We start from the raw sequence: 14,362 nt of genomic DNA, 5'->3' as shown, positions 1-14,362 counted from the left end.
CGGGTCTTTTAACCATTTTCATTTCCTCGTGTGGATAATTTCTTTCGCCAGCGCCAGGTAGGCGGAAGCTCCGCTGGAGGCAATGTCATACATCAGCACGGGGAGGCCATGACTTGGAGCCTCAGAGAGCCTGACATTGCGGGGAACGACCGTTTGAAAGACACGGTCCGCAAAATATTTGCGCATCTCCTCGCTCACCTGGTGGGAAAGGTTGTTCCGGCGATCGAACATCGTCAGCAAGATACCGTTTATCTCCAGCCGGGGATTCAGATCCCGCTGGATCAGACGGATGGTCTTGGTCAATTGGCTCAAGCCCTCCATGGCGTAGTACTCGCACTGCAGCGGGATCAGCACCGAGTCCGCTGCGGTAAGGGCATTGACGGTCAGAAGTCCGAGGGAAGGGGGACAGTCGATGATGATATAGCGGTAATCATCCCTCAGCTCGGATAGAACCGAACGGAGGCGGGTTTCCCGCTCCTTTTCTCCGACGAGCTCAATTTCGGCGCCGATAAGGTCGGTTGTCGCGGGGAGAATCTGCAGATATTCGATGCATGTCGGCTGGATGACATCCTGGACGGGAACCTCGCCCAGAAGAGCATGATAGGTTGTTTTGCGCAGGGAGGTTCGGTCGATGCCGATACCACTGGTGGCATTGGCCTGAGGGTCCATGTCAACAAGCAAGGTGCGCTGTTCGGCAATTGCCAGGCTGGCGGACAGATTGACCGCCGTCGTGGTTTTACCGACCCCGCCTTTCTGGTTGGCCACTGCTATAATCTGGCCCATAACTCAACCCTCCCGAAGAATTCACATTGTTGGAAGCTACCACATTTTCTCCCTTCGATTAAAGGGAAAAGGTGTCGTCTATATCTTCAACATACCGCTGGTTATGGAATCAGGACTGGACGAAAACTCACCGGGACGGGCACCAGTACCATCAAAAGAGAATGTTTTATCGGTTTTTCCTGGAAAAGAAAAACAGAGTACGGGAGGCTCCGGAAACCGGCAGTTGCAGGGAGTGTTGACCTGAGCAGACCATCTCTGCTGCTGCCAGGGCAGGAGCCGCTTCCGCCAACTCCCTGTCCCCATCGGGACCTTTCATGGCGACAATCATCCCTTTTTCTGAAAGCAAAGGCTCAGCCAATTCAAGAATCGGGAGAATCCCTGAAAAGGCTCTTGCCACGATCATGCCGAATTTCGGAATATGCTTTACGTCCTGCAAATTCTCTGCCCGAAGGCGGCAGGCCTTGAAGTTCTGCAGACTCAATTCCCTGACCATATGGTTCTGAAAGGCGATTTTCTTACCATTGGAATCGATCGACCATACTTCCAGATCCGGGCAGACTATTTTAATCGGGATACCAGGGAAGCCCGCACCTGACCCCAGATCAAGCAGGTTGCCGTTTTTCTCAATGAAGGGGAGAAGAGTCAGCGAATCCACCAAGTGTTTTTCCATGGCCTCGTCTGGATTCTTTATCGCCGTCAGATTGATGGTGCTGTTCCATCGCAGCAACTCATTGCGCAAGTGTAATAATTGGGTAATGGCTTTTTCAGACACCGAAATACTCAGCGCCGCCAACATTTCAGATAGTTTTTCCCGGTCAGACATGGCTGTGTTTTCTCAGCATTACGGACAGAATGGCCAGGGCTGCCGGGGTCACTCCCGGTATCCTTGATGCCTGGCCCAGATTTTCCGGTCGGGTCCTGGAAAGCTTCTCCTTTACTTCAGAAGACAGGCCCGAAATGGTCGTAAAGTCGAAATCCTCCGGAATCAGGATACGTTCAGTTTTTTGAAACCGGCCGACCTGGTCCAGTTGTCGCTTAATATAACCCTCGTATTTAGTCGCAATCTCCAATTGCTCAAGGACGGAAGGGTCGAGAGCGGACAAATCTGAATCCAGTGTTGCCAGCTGTTCGATAGTCACATCCGGTCGGCGCAACAACTGTTCCAGGGTTGAGCCGTTCTTCAGGTCTGTCAGGCCCAGATGATCCACCGCCTTTCGATTACCGGGTTTTATCCTTGTCTGTTCCAACAGGATTCGCCCTCGAGCCAATTGGTTCATTTTTTCGGAGTAGTGCCGCCACCGCTCTTCCCCAACAACGCCTAAATGATAACCCTGTTCCGTCAACCTCTGGTCGGCATTGTCCTCGCGCAATAGCAGGCGATATTCTGCTCTTGAGGTGAACATGCGATAAGGTTCTTTGGTTCCGTGGGTCACCAGATCGTCGATCAGTACTCCGATATAACCTTGGTCACGCCCGACAATCAATGGACTCCGACCATAAACCTGCAGGGCGGCATTTATCCCAGCGATCAAACCCTGAGCTCCGGCTTCTTCATACCCGGAGGTACCGTTGATCTGTCCCGCATGATACAGACCTTCTATCTCCCTGGTCTCCAAAGTCGATTTCAGCTGGACAGGATCGACGTAATCATATTCGATTGCATAACCCGGCCGGGTTATTTCAACCTGTTCGAGTCCCGGAATGGTGCGCAGAAAGGCCAGTTGAATATCTGGCGGCAGGGATGTCGGTACTCCATTGGGATACATTTCCGACGTATCCAGACCCTCCGGTTCCAGGAACACCTGGTGATATTCTTTTTCCGGGAAACGAACCACCTTATCTTCAATTGATGGGCAATAGCGGGGACCGACCCCTTCGATGACACCGCTGTAAAGTGGAGACCTGTCCAGGCCCGACCTGATTATTTCATGGGTGCGGGGATTGGTTCCGGTTATAAAGCAGGGCACCTGAGGCCCTGTTATCTCCCTTGTCAACAGGGAAAAAGGACGGGGAGGCACATCTCCCGGCTGAGGCTCTGTGCGGGAAAAATCAACCGTATTACCATCGATTCGTGGGGGAGTGCCCGTTTTCAAGCGGCCGACACGGAATCCCAACTGGCGGAGGAAATCGGATAAACCTTCCGAGGGAGGTTCCCCTGCGCGACCCCCGGGAAAATTTTTGAGACCCACATGAATCAGGCCCCGCATAAAGGTACCGGTGGTCAGCACGACGGCCTGTCCCCGAAATACCAGACCATCCCTGGTTTCCACCCCCTTGACCCTGGTCCCTTCCAACAGAAGCTTGACAACCGCCGCCTGTTTTAAATCCAGGTTCGGTGTCCTCTCGAGACATCTTTTCATCCAGGCCTGGTATTTCCTGCGGTCGGCCTGGGCTCGTGAGGCCTGTACCGCCGGACCTTTTTTTGTATTCAGGATACGAAACTGGATCCCTGTCTCATCGATGCAACGGGCCATCATCCCATCGAGGGCATCGATCTCTTTAACCAGATGACCTTTTGCCAATCCTCCTATAGCCGGATTACAGGACATCTGGGCAACCGCATCCAGGCTCATATTCAGAAGAAGGGTGGTGCAGCCCATTCGGGCAGAAGCTAAAGCGGCCTCACAACCCGCATGACCAGCACCAACGACTATCACCTGATAATCTTTTCCGTACCCATACATGGTAATAATTCCTTGAAATCAGCCGGGAATTGAAAAGGGATGTTTCACGTGGAACATTTTAGAGGCCTCTCTATAATCCGAATATTTCTATTTCCCAATACAGAATCGGGAAAATATATTTTCCAGAATAGAGGCAGGGGTTGTTTCCCCGGTGATCTCTCCAATGGCATCAAGGGCATCCCTGATTTCTACTGCCAGAAGTTCCGGCGCTGTTTGCGCTTTTAATCCCAGCAGGAACCTTTCCAAGGCTTGTTTTCCCCTCACCAGTGCTTCACGATGCCGGGCATCGGACAGTGCAACCGATTCACGAACATCGGCACCAGATCCTCCTCCGAATATTTTGGATATGTATGCCTCTATCTGATCCAGTCCATCACCGACCAATGTGGACACATGGATTTTCGGAAGCTGTGCGAAAGGAGGAACAAGGTCGACGACACCCAGGTCCTTCTTGTTGACGATCAGCAGAACACGCCTCTCTTTACAAGCGTCGAGGGCGAAAAAATCATCCTGATCCAGAGGGCCGCTTCCATCGATGACCAGAAGAACCAGATCAGATTGGCTCAGTTTACCCCTGGCCCGTTTAACCCCTTCAGCCTCCACGGGATCGACGGTTTCCCGGACTCCGGCAGTATCGACGAGTCTGAGAGGGATACCTCCCAGGACGAGGCTTTCCTCGATGGTATCACGAGTCGTGCCGGGAATCTCGGTGACAATGGTCCTGGCCTCACCGAGCAAACCGTTCATCAACGAGCTTTTCCCTACATTCGGTTTCCCAAAGATAAGGATCCCAAGACCCTCCTTCAACACGCGCCCTGATTCAAAGGTGGCGAGGACAGACTCCATATCGGCGAGCAACAGGGTCCCCCTGTCATAGAGCTCCTGCCCTTCCTCGGTTTCCAGATCCTCTTCAGGAAAATCGATCCCGGCCTCTACCTCCCCCAGCAAATACCCCAATTGATCCCTGTACTGGTGAATTTTCTTGGACAGTTTCCCCGTCATCTGCCCGAGAGCTACATGAAAAGCAGCCTCGGACCTGGACCGAATCAGGTCGATAACGGCCTCAGCCTCGGCGAGATCTATCCTGCCATTGAGAAAGGCGCGCAGAGTGAATTCACCGGGCCGTGCCAGACGGGCTCCGCTATCCACAAGCAGGTGCAGAATCCGGGTTTGAACCACTCTGCCGCCATGACATTGAATCTCAACGACATCTTCCCGGGTGTAGGAGCGGGGCGACCGCATGACAACGGCCAGAACTTCGTCGATCATTTCACCTTCCGCCCCAACAATTTTCCCATAGTAAAGTTTGTGAGACTGAAGGGATTCGCCGGGCATTCCCGGCTGAAAATGCTGCAACAGCAGGTTCTCGGCCTCGACACCGGATAGCCGGATGACACCTATTCCTCCTTCTCCGGGAGGAGTGGCTATGGCGACAATGGTATCCTGATCCGCCAGCTCCATAAAAATCCTTTTGATTCCTGTTGTCCTGTGGGCATCTCGGGGTTGAGAATCCGAAGGCCTATTTGTTATTCCGCTCTCAGCAAAAAAGGATGGGAGGCACCTGAAAGGGCCTCCCAACAATTGACGCTAAAACTGTTTACCGGAAAATCAGGCCGTGGCCGGCTTGCTTTCCCGGTTGATAAACCATTGCTGCAAAATGGTCAATAGATTGTTGACCAGCCAGTACAGAACCAGACCCGACGGAAAGTTGAGAAACATAAAGGTAAAAATGATCGGCATGAACATGAAAATTTTAGCCTGTGCAGGATCCATGGTACTGGGACTCATCTTCTGCTGGATAAACATGGTGGCTCCCATTATAAGCGGCGTGATGTAGTAGGGATCCTTGGCCGCCAGATCTTGAATCCAGAAAACAAAGGGAGCGTGCCGCAGTTCGATGGTACCCAGAAGAACCTTGTAGAGCGCGAAGAAGACCGGGATCTGAATAAACATAGGGAGGCATCCACCCATGGGGTTGACCCTTTTGGTCTTGTAAAGCTCCATGATCTCCTTGTTCATCTTCTCTTTGTCGTTCTTGTGCTTCTCCCGAATTTTCTGCATTTCGGGTTGCAAGGTCTGCATCGACTTCATCGACTGGTAACTCTTTCTGGTCAAGGGCCAGAAGAGCAGTTTGATTATAAACGTCAGTAGAATGATGGCCACACCGTAATTGCCGACATACTGGTAAAAGAACTTGAGTACACTGAGCAGCGGCCGGGCAATGACCCCGAAAAATCCAAAATCGATAGCCTCTTCGAGGGAATGGCCGACCTTCTTGAGAATTTCGAGATCGCGGGGGCCGTAATAAAGGAGAAATTCAAACGCGGTCTGTTCCCCGGGATTGACAATCCGGACATCGCTGACAATGCTGTTTTCCACGGCCTGCCCCACCTTGGCCAGGCGGTAATTTTCACCGGCCCCGGTAAGGGGGACGGCTGCGGCCATAAAATACTCCTTCTCAAAAGCCGTCCAGCCCGCACCTTCCCCATGTTCGACGGCCTGCTCCTCGATATCCTCGACCTTATAGGTGTGAACCTTTTCATCCTCGAAAACGGCCGGTCCGGTAAATGAATATCGCGATTTGTCCATGGAATCGTCCCAGGGTTGAACCAGGGCGAGACTCAAAGATCCGCGGCGGGGCTGCGAGGAGGTATTGGTCACTCTGACTTGGAGGTCGAAATCGTACCGGTCTCCGTAAACCGTAAAGACCTTGTCGACGCGAAGGCCGCTGTCCGCCTGGGTACTGAAGACAATTTCCTTTTGCTCACCGGGTCCCAAAACCAGGAGGTCCTCTTGGGTGGCCATGGAAAAAAGTGTTTCAGAGGAAAAACCGAAATCTCCGAGACCGGATGTCCTCAGAGTGGCCAAATGATCATCCTTCACCGAAACCAGTGAGACCAGGGGAGAGTCCTTTTTGGGAGTCTGCCTGTAATCTTTCAGGGTAAGAGATTTGAGACGACCACCGGAGTTGGTGAAAACAGCGGTAAAGAGGTCGGTTTCCACAACCAGCTCTCTCGATTCCAAGGCGGCCGCGGATTCCGGTAAAGGAAGAGTCGTTTGTTTCAATTCCCTGTCGTCACTGACGTTCTTTTCACTGAAGGATGTCTCTGCTTTTTCCCCGGATGTCTGTACCTCAGCAGATCCTCGATCTGCCTGGGGCACTGGTTTTGCCGGGAAGAGCAGGCTGCTGCCAAACCACACGCCCAGAATGAGGATGAAAGCTATAATAAGGTTTCTGTTTTCCATATATATGCGTTCTCTCCGCGGTTAACCGCTCGAAATCTCTTTCGGTTATTTGACCGGATCATACCCTCCCGGATGGAAAGGATGACAGCGCAGCAACCGGCAGAGTGTCATAAGCCCTCCACGAAGGGCGCCATATCTGGTGATCGCCTCAAAAGCATACTGGGAACAGGAGGGATAATATCGGCAGGAAGGCACCAGTAGGGGGGAAATCAGCCGCTGATAGGCTACTATCAACACGAGAATCAGTTTTTTGAACATCGTTTTTTCACAGCGGAGAGGCCGAAAACCGTCTTCAACTCGGAACAGACCTGGTCAAAATCCAGATCCGGGGCTCCTTTTTTAGCGACGACGGAAATATCGGTGTTTTCCGGCAAATGTTTTAAATGACGGCGAAAAAACTCTCTAACCAGTCTTTTGACCCGGTTTCTCTGAATGGCCCCTCCGACTTTCCGACTGACGGTTAAACCGAGCCGGGTGGAACATTTATCGGTATTTCTCAACAAAATGACTAGAAAGTGCGGGCTGTTCCGCCTTTGCCCCCGGCGAGAGGCGAGAAGAAAATCCTCCCGCCTGCAGATTCGCCTTTCCCTGGGAAATTCCTCCCCCATCGATCCTTGAAATCCTACTTGGTGGGTATAGTAGGCACCAGGCTCTTCCGACCACGGGCACGACGGCGCTTCAGCACCAAACGGCCGTTCTTGGTCTGCATCCTGGAACGAAATCCGTGGGTTCTTTTCCGGCGAATTTTGCTGGGCTGATAAGTTCTTTTCGACATTTTCTCAAATTCTCCTGTTCTTTATAATGGTTAAGGTTCAACCGGACCAAATCCGGCCGATCCCTTCGGACGGCACAAGCCGCTACATCCGGCTGAAGGCTTCTTTCCCGAAAACGGGGACCGGATTCCAATTCTGGCCGTCCTTGCACCAGACTGCTGTCGGAACGGAAACCGGCAAATCGCATTATTAATCACGATAGCGAATTTTTGTCAAGCAGGAAACCCTCTTTCCCTTGTATAAGGGGCAGGGTGCCGTTTGCCGGTTTTTTAAAAACATCTTGCAAAAGACTATCACCTCTGTTAGCTTGAATTCTCTTTTTTAATGGCCTGCAGATCGGGTCTCAGCTCCCGCCGAATTTAAAGAAATCCATTTATCCACAGCTGTTAATATCTCTGTGGATATATGTTTTTCTCCCGGAATATATAGATTTCCATAAATTTGGTTTTGTCAGACGATGCCGATGAACGGAATTTGGGAAAAAACCCTGACCCAACTGGAACAAACCCTCACCCCTCAACATTTCTCCACCTGGATTAAACCGATCAATTTTATCGGCGTGGAAGAAAATGTCATTTTCCTCGAGGTACCCAATCGTTTCGTCCTGGACTGGATCAGGGACCATTACACCCCGCTGATCCAGGAGATTCTTTCGGAAATCACCACTGAATCCTTCCGCATAAACCTGAATATCGCCTCGGCAAAGAATCGGCAGGCATCTTCCCTTCCTCCAAAAGAGCGGGAGGAACCAAACCCGGTTGCTTCCCAGGAAAAGGTGGTTCCGACCCGATCCCGAAACAACGGGTTCAACCTGAATGTCAAATATACCTTCGAGGAATTCGTTCTGGGCTCCTCCAACCAGTTTGCCTGTGCTGCGGCGATGGCAGTTGCCAACAATCCGGCCACTACCTACAATCCCCTGTTCATCTATGGAGGGGTGGGGTTGGGCAAGACCCATCTTATCACGGCCATCGGCAATGCCATCCTGAAGAACAATCCGGATATGAAGGTGTGCTATTACACCTCGGAAAAATTCATGAATGAACTCATCAACTCTCTCCGTTATGCCAAGATGGATGAATTTCGTAATAAATTCAGATCTATGGATGTTCTGCTTATCGACGACGTCCAGTTCATAGCCGGCAAGGAGAGAACCCAGGAGGAGTTCTTTCATACGTTCAACGCGCTTTACGATTCCCACAAGCAGATCGTGGTCACTTCCGACAAGTTCCCGAAGGAGATACCGGGCCTGGAGGAGCGGCTCCGTTCCCGGTTTGAATGGGGATTGATCGCAGACATTCAGGCGCCGGACATGGAGACCAAGCAGGCCATTCTGAAAATGAAGGCCGAACAGAACGGAATAGATCTCCCCGAGGAGGTGGTCTGTTTCCTGGCCAACTCCGTCAGCAGCAACGTCAGGGAACTGGAAGGTTACCTGATCCGCATCGGCGCCTATTCCAGCTTGACCGCCACCCCGGTCTCCCTGGAGATGGCACAGGATATCCTCAAGGATATTCTTATCGAAAAAAAGCGGGAGTTGACCATCGAAGAGATCCAGAAACAGGTCGCCACCCATTTTTCCATCAAGGTTTCCGACATCAAGTCCTCCAAGCGGATGAAGGCCCTGGTACTCCCCCGGCAGATCGCCATGTATCTGACCCGGCAACTGACATCCCATTCCTTTCCTGAAATCGGCGAAAAATTCGGCGGCAAGGATCATTCCACGATCATTCATGCCATCAAAAAGATTGAAAAAATCATGGACGAGGACTTCCAGGTCAGGTCGACCATCAATGCTCTGAAAAAAGATCTGACGAGTTGAAGAGTACCGGCCTGCCAGGACCGAAAGAAGTTATCCGGGAAGGGACTTTTTGGTAAATTTAGCCTCTTCGAAAACTGTGGGCGGTTCCGGGGACAGCCGTGGGTAAATTTTGAACTCTGCTGGTTATCAACAAAACGGGGTCTTCTGACCACAGCCGGAAAGGTTTTTTTTCAACAGATCAACCTGTTGAAATACAAAAAGAAAACAGAGATATACCCAAATTCACAGGAAACTGTTACTATCGACTGTCAAATAGATTATTAAAAACAATAAGAGTAGTTGCCTGTATACAGGAGGCGTCATGCATTTTTCCATTGAAAAAGAAGTATTCCTCAGGGGGCTCGCCCGGGTTCAGGGAATCGTGGAAAAAAAGAACACCATCCCCATCCTCTCCAACGTCCTTATCGAGGCGGGTGATGGGGAGATTCATCTGACGGCGACCGACCTCGAGGTGGGAATGAAGGCCACCTATCCGGCCAATGTCACCACCGCCGGAAAGATCACTGTTTCGGCGAAAAAGCTGTTTGAAATCATCAAGGAGCTTCCGGAGAAGGAGATCGATTTCAACGCCAAGGACAATTGCTGGATCGAAATTCGCTGTGGCAAGGCCTTTTTCAATATCGTAGGGCTGTCCGCCGAGGAATTTCCGTTTTTTCCAAATTTTCAGAAGGAGCAGTTCTTCCGCATCGACGGTGGTGTGTTGAAGGAGATGATCGACAAAACCAGTTTTTCCATTTCCACCGATGAGAGCAAGTACAACCTTAACGGCATCTACTTCCGCTCTCTGGAGGTGGACGGCAGACCCTGCCTGCGTCTGGTCGCCACCGATGGACACCGGCTGGCCCTGGTTCAAAAAGATATCGATGTTTCCCACATAGAACAGTTGTCGCGAGGTGTTATTTTCCCGCGCAAAGGCATTCACGAACTGCGAAAAATGGCAGATGAAAGCAACGGCGATCTGCAACTGGGTTTTCTCGACAACAATGCGGTGATCCAGAAAGAGCAGACGGTGGTCGTCATGCGTCTGGTAGACGGGGAATTCCCCGATTACGATCGGGTCATTCCGAAGTCCAATGAAATGGTTGCGGTGATCCCCACCGATACCTTCCTGCATGCCCTGCGGCGGATGTCTATTCTTTCCAGTGAAAAATCCAAGGGGGTCAGGATCGTTCTGCGAACCAACCTTCTCGAAATGTCCTCCTCCAATCCCGAGTTTGGTGACGCCCGGGAAGATTTCGACATCGAATACAACGGAGAGGAAATTGCCGTGGGCTTCAACGCCAGGTATCTGATCGACATACTCAATGCGCAGAGTGAGCCGAAAGTGCGGATGGCTTTGAAGGACAAGCTTTCACCAGGAATGGTCACCCCGGTGAATACGGCGGATTTTCTCACGGTCATCATGCCCATGCGGCTCTGATGGGACGACCGCTGAAGGGACAGGAGCTTTTCTGACTCCATGCATCTGCGCCGCCTGGTATTGCACAACTTTCGCAATGTCACTCAAGCCGAACTGGTACCAGGACCGGGCTTAAACATTCTCTGGGGAGAAAACGCCCAGGGAAAAACCAATATCCTTGAAGCCATCTATCTGCTAGGTCATCTGAAGAGCTTTCGCGGGGCCCGCAATGACGATATGATCCGGCGGGACACTCCCTTCGGCCGTCTTTGCGCCGAGGTGGAAAAGGGGAATACCCGTCACTCCATAGGACTGACCCTCCAGGAACAGGGGAAAAGCGTTCAGGTCGACGGCAAGGGGATTTCCAGCAGTTCCGATTTTCTCGGCTGGTTTTCATCGGTCCTGTTCGCTCCCGAGGAAGTGAGCCTGGTACGCGGGTTCCCTGCCGGCCGTAGGGCGCTGCTCGACCGGGCCGTTTTTCAGACCGATCCGGTTTTTTTGCAGGAGGCCCGCAATTTTCATCGTCTGCTCAAACAGAGAAACCGGCTGCTCAAGGAAGGGTGCCATGGAGATCACCTGATTCCCTGGACCGAGGGACTGATCGCCGCCGGCGCCCGAGTTCGTCTGCGGCGGAGCCGGTATTTGCAGCGATTGGTGCCTTTGTTGCAAGCGACTTACCGGGCCATTACCGACGGACGGGAAGAGGCCGACCTCATCTACCCGGATCAGGGTGAGGATATAGGGCAGCTGGAAGAACGCCTGCGCGGTGAAATAAGGCAGCGCTCTTCCCGAGAGAGGCGCCTGGGAACCACTCTCGCCGGGCCCCATCGGGACGATCCGGTTTTCACCGTCAATGGTCATTCTCTGCGGGTGTTCGGTTCCCAGGGGCAGCAGCGTTCCTTCATGCTGGCCTTCAAGACGGCTCAGATCATGGATCTGGAAAGCCATGCAGGCATCCTGCCGGTGTTGCTGCTGGACGACATGACCGGTGAACTTGACCGGACAAGACAGGAATTTTTCTTCCAATTTTTACGCAGCCGGCGAGGACAGGTTTTCGTCACCACCACCGAGCTGCATTCCATGATTGACAAAGGGTTCTGCGACATGCGGTCCTTTCGCGTAGTTCAGGGGACGTTGCTGGACTGCTGCATTCAATAGAACGAGGAATACATGAGTCTACAAGAGGAAAAAGATTACGGCGCGGGAAGCATCAAGGTTCTGGAAGGGCTCTCCGCCGTTCGCAAGCGGCCGGCCATGTACATCGGGTCCACCGGGGTCCAGGGGCTTCATCACCTGGTTTACGAGGTGGTGGACAACTCCATCGACGAGAGTCTGGCTGGTTATTGCAACGAAGTTGAGATCACTATTCACCTTGACGGGTCGGTGACCGTCGAGGACAACGGCCGCGGCATCCCGGTCGACATGCATCCAACGATGAAAAAATCGGCAGCCGAGGTGGTCATGACCGTCCTCCATGCCGGCGGCAAGTTCGACAGCGATTCCTACAAGGTGTCCGGAGGGTTGCACGGGGTCGGAGTCTCGGTGGTCAATGCCCTGTCGGAAAGGCTCGACCTGGAGATCCGTCGCAACAAACGCAAGTACCGGCAGAGCTACTGTCGCGGCGTGCCCCTGGAGCCGCTCAAGGAGGAGGGGGAGACGGGAAAAAGGGGCACCAAGATCACTTTCTGGCCTGATCCGGAAATCTTCGAGACCACGGAGTTTTCCTTCGAAACCCTGTCCCGCCGCCTGCGGGAACTGGCTTTTCTCAACGCCGGCGTCCATATCCGCATCCAGGACGAGCGGAGCGAAAAAGAACACGTTTTCGTGTATGAAGGAGGGATCGTTTCCTTCGTCGAGTATCTCAACCGGGCCAAGACACCGCTCCATACACCGCCTATCTTCTTTAAGGGAGAGCGGGAAGGGGTCGAGATGGAGGTGGCCTTCCAGTACAACGACGGCTACGACGAGCGGATTTTCTCTTTTGCCAACAACATCAACACCCATGAGGGGGGAACCCATCTGATCGGTTTCAAGGCGGCCCTGACCCGGACCATGAACCATTATGCCACCGCCAACAACCTGCTCAAGAACATCAAGACCTCCATCTCGGGAGACGACCTGAGGGAGGGGATGTCGGCAGTCATTTCGGTCAAGCTGCCCGAACCCCAGTTCGAGGGGCAGACCAAGACCAAACTGGGCAATTCGGAGATCAAGGGGTTCGTGGAGACGCTTGTCAACGAAAAACTGGCCACCTATCTCGAGGAAAATCCCCAGGTTGCCCGCAAGATCCTCGAAAAAGGGATCGAAGCGGCCCGGGCCCGGGAGGCGGCTCGCAAGGCCCGTGATCTGACCCGGCGCAAGGGGGCTCTCGACAGTCTGTCGCTGCCCGGCAAGCTGGCGGACTGCCAGGAAAAGGATCCGGGGCTTTGTGAAGTCTATCTGGTCGAGGGTGACAGCGCCGGAGGCAGCGCCAAACAGGGCAGAGACCGCCGCTATCAAGCCATTTTGCCTCTCAAGGGCAAAATTCTCAACGTCGAAAAAGCCCGTTTCGACAAGATGCTCACCTCCAACGAGATTCGCACCCTGATCACAGCTATGGGCACCGGCATCGGCAAGGACGATTTCGACATCAGCAAGATCCGCTACCACCGGATCATCATCATGACCGACGCGGATGTCGACGGCTCCCATATCCGTACCCTGCTGCTGACCTTCTTTTTCCGGCAGATGCCGGAAATCATCGAGCGGGGCTACCTCTACATCGCTCAACCCCCCCTGTACAAGGCGAAGAAGGGCAAGAGCGAGATCTATCTCAAGGACGAGGAGGCCCTGCTCGACTATCTGCTCGGCCAGGGGGTGGAAGGGATCACCCTGCAGTTTGAAAAAACGGAAAAAACCCTGCGGGGCAAACAGATTATTCCGACTCTGCGCAACATCATAGAATATAACCGTTTATTCGACAAAATGGTGCATAAGGGGATACACGCTGAACTGCTGAAGGTCTTCGTTCAGGGCAAACTGGCCAACAGCTTCGCCGACCTGGTCACTCTGGAACCCCTGGCGGAAAAACTGCGGCAGCTGGAGCCCCGGGCCACCTTTCAGGTCATGGAAGACCCGCAGCGGATACTGTTTACCCTTGGGAACATCAGGGCCCGCATCGATCAGGCTGTTCTGGAGGCACTGTCGACCCGGGAATACCAGCTGCTGCTGCAGGCCTACGGCCAGGTGGAGGATGTCTGCAAGGGAGAGAAGGCCTTTGTCTCCAGCGAAGGACAGGAAGAGGCCACCGTAGCCGACCGCCAGGAACTGCTCAATCTGTTTCTGACCAGGTCGCGCAAGGGCCAGTACATCCAGCGCTACAAAGGTCTCGGCGAGATGAATCCGGATCAGCTCTGGGAAACCACCATGGATCCGGAAAAACGGGTTCTGCTCCAGGTGAAGATAGAGGATGCGGTGGAAGCCAACGAAATTTTTACCGTGCTGATGGGAGACCAGGTCGAGCCGCGGCGGGAATTCATCGAGAACAACGCCCTCAACGTTGCCAACCTGGATATTTAATGGTTTGAGAAAAGGGGTTCGGAAGTCGGATCTTCGAACAACCGGCTCGTCTCCAATCTGAATTCCCGACAGAACCGCCTCGGCAATGAGATATCAC

General features: G+C 53.0%; 11 protein-coding genes. 4 read left to right on the top strand and 7 right to left on the bottom strand.

All coding sequences use genetic code 11. The features are described from left to right. Positions 1-18: 18 nt before the first annotated feature. From R2940_14305 to rpmH, 7 genes are all read right to left on the bottom strand, one after another. A complete protein-coding gene (locus R2940_14305; GenBank protein ID MEZ4600957.1) occupies positions 19-783 on the bottom strand; it encodes an AAA family ATPase in 765 nt (254 codons plus the stop codon). A gap of 166 nt (positions 784-949) precedes the next feature. Then, positions 950-1,606 carry a 16S rRNA (guanine(527)-N(7))-methyltransferase RsmG gene (rsmG, locus tag R2940_14300; GenBank protein ID MEZ4600956.1) on the bottom strand — a complete coding sequence of 219 codons (657 nt, stop codon included), beginning with the start codon at positions 1,604-1,606 and terminating at the stop codon, positions 950-952. Further along, on the bottom strand, positions 1,599-3,467 hold the full coding sequence (gene mnmG, locus R2940_14295; protein MEZ4600955.1) for a tRNA uridine-5-carboxymethylaminomethyl(34) synthesis enzyme MnmG: 1,869 nt from the start codon (positions 3,465-3,467) through the stop codon (positions 1,599-1,601). Before mnmG ends, rsmG begins: the two co-directional genes overlap by 8 nt. Positions 3,468-3,554: 87 nt before the next feature. Beyond that, positions 3,555-4,928: a tRNA uridine-5-carboxymethylaminomethyl(34) synthesis GTPase MnmE gene (mnmE, locus tag R2940_14290; GenBank protein MEZ4600954.1), complete on the bottom strand. Its 1,374-nt coding sequence runs from the start codon at positions 4,926-4,928 to the stop codon at positions 3,555-3,557. A 147-nt stretch (positions 4,929-5,075) separates the two neighbouring features. Beyond that, positions 5,076-6,713 carry a membrane protein insertase YidC gene (gene yidC / locus R2940_14285; protein ID MEZ4600953.1) on the bottom strand — a complete coding sequence of 546 codons (1,638 nt, stop codon included), beginning with the start codon at positions 6,711-6,713 and terminating at the stop codon, positions 5,076-5,078. Positions 6,714-6,758: 45 nt separating this feature from the next. Next, complete coding sequence (gene yidD / locus R2940_14280; protein MEZ4600952.1) at positions 6,759-6,971, bottom strand: membrane protein insertion efficiency factor YidD; 213 nt, start codon at positions 6,969-6,971, stop codon at positions 6,759-6,761. Positions 6,972-7,335: 364 nt separating this feature from the next. Next, positions 7,336-7,488 carry a 50S ribosomal protein L34 gene (rpmH, locus tag R2940_14275; protein MEZ4600951.1) on the bottom strand — a complete coding sequence of 51 codons (153 nt, stop codon included), beginning with the start codon at positions 7,486-7,488 and terminating at the stop codon, positions 7,336-7,338. A gap of 461 nt (positions 7,489-7,949) precedes the next feature. On the opposite strand from rpmH, the gene dnaA reads away from it, so the two are divergent. The 4 genes from dnaA (at position 7,950) to gyrB (ending at position 14,265) form a co-directional block, all read left to right on the top strand. Further along, entirely contained in the window at positions 7,950-9,308 is a 1,359-nt protein-coding gene (gene dnaA / locus R2940_14270) for a chromosomal replication initiator protein DnaA (protein MEZ4600950.1), read from the top strand. A gap of 301 nt (positions 9,309-9,609) precedes the next feature. Next, positions 9,610-10,728, top strand: coding sequence for a DNA polymerase III subunit beta (dnaN, locus tag R2940_14265; GenBank protein ID MEZ4600949.1), 1,119 nt, complete (start codon positions 9,610-9,612; stop codon positions 10,726-10,728). Positions 10,729-10,767: 39 nt separating this feature from the next. Further along, positions 10,768-11,865 carry a DNA replication/repair protein RecF gene (gene recF, locus R2940_14260; GenBank protein ID MEZ4600948.1) on the top strand — a complete coding sequence of 366 codons (1,098 nt, stop codon included), beginning with the start codon at positions 10,768-10,770 and terminating at the stop codon, positions 11,863-11,865. Between the two features lie 12 nt (positions 11,866-11,877). Beyond that, on the top strand, positions 11,878-14,265 hold the full coding sequence (gene gyrB / locus R2940_14255) for a DNA topoisomerase (ATP-hydrolyzing) subunit B (protein ID MEZ4600947.1): 2,388 nt from the start codon (positions 11,878-11,880) through the stop codon (positions 14,263-14,265). Positions 14,266-14,362: the final 97 nt, after the last annotated feature.

It is taken from the genome of Syntrophotaleaceae bacterium, from assembly GCA_041390365.1.
Classification (GTDB): domain Bacteria; phylum Desulfobacterota; class Desulfuromonadia; order Desulfuromonadales; family Syntrophotaleaceae; genus JAWKQB01.
Note: the sequence above shows the minus strand (reverse complement) of the source record. Positions and strands in the feature narration are given on the sequence as shown.

Coding starts and splice junctions, on each gene's coding strand:
- recF (MEZ4600948.1), top strand. CDS start 10,768: ATGCATCTGCGCCGCCTGGTATTGCACAACTTTCGCAATGTCACTCAA.
- rpmH (MEZ4600951.1), bottom strand. CDS start 7,488: ATGTCGAAAAGAACTTATCAGCCCAGCAAAATTCGCCGGAAAAGAACC.
- mnmG (MEZ4600955.1), bottom strand. CDS start 3,467: ATGTATGGGTACGGAAAAGATTATCAGGTGATAGTCGTTGGTGCTGGT.
- yidD (MEZ4600952.1), bottom strand. CDS start 6,971: ATGTTCAAAAAACTGATTCTCGTGTTGATAGTAGCCTATCAGCGGCTG.
- R2940_14305 (MEZ4600957.1), bottom strand. CDS start 783: ATGGGCCAGATTATAGCAGTGGCCAACCAGAAAGGCGGGGTCGGTAAA.
- mnmE (MEZ4600954.1), bottom strand. CDS start 4,928: ATGGAGCTGGCGGATCAGGATACCATTGTCGCCATAGCCACTCCTCCC.
- gyrB (MEZ4600947.1), top strand. CDS start 11,878: ATGAGTCTACAAGAGGAAAAAGATTACGGCGCGGGAAGCATCAAGGTT.
- yidC (MEZ4600953.1), bottom strand. CDS start 6,713: ATGGAAAACAGAAACCTTATTATAGCTTTCATCCTCATTCTGGGCGTG.
- rsmG (MEZ4600956.1), bottom strand. CDS start 1,606: ATGTCTGACCGGGAAAAACTATCTGAAATGTTGGCGGCGCTGAGTATT.
- dnaA (MEZ4600950.1), top strand. CDS start 7,950: ATGAACGGAATTTGGGAAAAAACCCTGACCCAACTGGAACAAACCCTC.
- dnaN (MEZ4600949.1), top strand. CDS start 9,610: ATGCATTTTTCCATTGAAAAAGAAGTATTCCTCAGGGGGCTCGCCCGG.